The sequence below is a fragment of the Streptomyces sp. H39-C1 genome (genome assembly GCF_027158125.1).
Lineage (GTDB): Bacteria > Actinomycetota > Actinomycetes > Streptomycetales > Streptomycetaceae > Actinacidiphila > Actinacidiphila fildesensis.
In genome coordinates this window covers 1-1,754 of record NZ_JAPVLS010000064.1, presented here as the reverse complement: position 1 = coordinate 1,754, position 1,754 = coordinate 1, and the positions used below count along the sequence as shown (strand labels likewise).

2 protein-coding genes and 1 pseudogene are annotated in these 1,754 nt (G+C 67.9%); 1 reads left to right on the top strand and 2 read right to left on the bottom strand.

Annotated elements, in window-relative coordinates; translation table 11 throughout:
• A pseudogene (locus O3W51_RS32820) lies at positions 1–522 on the bottom strand (hypothetical protein); the annotation flags it as partial.
• Positions 523–837: 315 nt separating this feature from the next.
• Here O3W51_RS32820 and O3W51_RS32815 point away from each other — a divergent pair.
• Positions 838–1,185 carry a hypothetical protein gene (locus O3W51_RS32815; protein WP_232486115.1) on the top strand — a complete coding sequence of 116 codons (348 nt, stop codon included), beginning with the start codon at positions 838–840 and terminating at the stop codon, positions 1,183–1,185.
• Positions 1,186–1,262: 77 nt separating this feature from the next.
• On the opposite strand, the gene tpg is transcribed toward O3W51_RS32815, so the two are convergent.
• On the bottom strand, positions 1,263–1,754 hold a 492-nt coding region (tpg, locus tag O3W51_RS32810; protein ID WP_269288000.1), incomplete at its 5' end, for a telomere-protecting terminal protein Tpg.

Sequence of the window (1,754 nt, the reverse complement as noted above, 5' to 3'; positions counted from 1 at the left end):
ATACCCGTCGCCCAGCTGCTCGGCGCGTAGGAACGCCTGCATGGCCCGCGCCAGGTCGCCACCATCCCGGAAGGCCACGCCCAGCGCAGTGATCGGGAACGCCTCGTCCTGCGCGAGGATCACTGGCGCCCAGCGCTCGACGCCGACCGCGTCGCCACGGCCGAACGCCTGCTTGACCAGGCCCAGCATGGCGTCCGGGTCGCCGAACGCCGCCGCCTTCTCCCAGGCCACCTGCGCGCGGTTCGCGTCACCGGCGGCCGCGTGCAACATGCCCAGGTTGTAGCCGGCAACCACGTTTCCGGCCGCCCATGCCCGGTCCCACCAGTGCAGCGCGCCGACCCGGTCGCCCTGCAGATGCAGGGCCGCCGCCAGGCTCACCATGGCCACATCATCGCCCACCTCTGCCGCAACCCTCAGGTCGGCCAGCTCCTCGTCCGATGGCATCTCGGCGCTGCCGACCGGCAGCCGGCCCGACACCAACTCCTCGACGGGCTCCGACCGCCGACGGAGCCACCAGGCCATCACAATCCACCCCGGTCGAACAGCCGCACCGATCCCCGGCACGCGGGCAAGCGAACATCTATCACCCGTCGATCATGCCAGCCGCGACCGTGAACGCTCAGCTCGCCAAGTTTCGCGCTCATTCGCCAACTGAAGAGCTACGTCCCACTGTGCCGAAGTTCAGTAGTTGTCACCGTCGGCACCGGATAGCCTGCGAAGGGAGCAGATCGAAGCAGTCGGACTGTCACCAGAGAGGCACTGCAGTTGTCACACGAGGTCGATGAGTGGGTCGTACGGGTACCGGCGCGCAGCCTGCCTCGCGAGGAACTCATCGCCATGCTTCGCGAACAGACCCCGGCATGCGGACCTGCCCGTGACGCCTTGATTGGCGGTGGCGCCTTCGATGTCTCGGACGGTCTGGTCCCCGCCAACCGGCACGCGGGTGTGTTCGCGATTCGAGTGCGCACGGCCGCTCGGCGCGGCCACACAATTGAGGGCCTTGCCGCCTCTGTCGACATCCTCCGGCAGGCTGGGGAAGAGCCGCTTCGTACCGGATCCATCGACTCCGTGGACAGATCGTCCGTGTTCACGATCTTCCTGAACTCTTCAGCGACGGAAGTGCTGGCCTGCGCAGGCGGACTCCGGCCCACCCCCCTGCAGGAGCCGACCGAAGTCCCCGAGTGACAACACGCCTGCCTTGGTGACACCTATCGTGCTTCGGCACACCCACGCTGCCGACGCCACAGCGTCACTCCGCGGCCTCAGTAGTCGAGGTCGAGGTAGTCGATGTCGTTGAGGGTGACGTCGGAGAGTCCTGTGGCGCGGCCTCCGCCGTCCTGGAAGTAGACCTCTTTGAATCCCTCGGCGATGATCCCCCGCATCTGCTGGTCGCTGGCGCCTGTGTTGCGGGCGTCGAACAGGCGTTGTGCGTAGGCCGGGGGGAGGTGCACGGTGAGCCGCCGGAATCTTCCGTCGTCGGTTGTGCCGACCGGTGCCGTGTACCCGAACCGTGCCCTCGTCTCCACCGTGACCCCAGTCGTGGCGGCGGCTTGCCGCTGCCGGCGCTTGCGGACCTGGGGCTGCCATCGCTGACGTACGGCGTTGTCGATCTTCGCGGCGATGTCCTTGGGTGGGTTCTTGCGGGCGCCGCGCCGGTAGCGGTTGACGGAGTCGGCGGTGATGCCGAGCTCCTGCGCGACGGCCTTCGCGGTTCCGAGCTGTTTGAGCAGGTAGTTGATGCGGGCCGGAAGGGT

Excerpts from the sequence above, each read along its gene's own strand:
- O3W51_RS32815 (WP_232486115.1), top strand. The coding sequence starts at position 838 with ATGCTTCGCGAACAGACCCCGGCATGCGGACCTGCCCGTGACGCCTTG.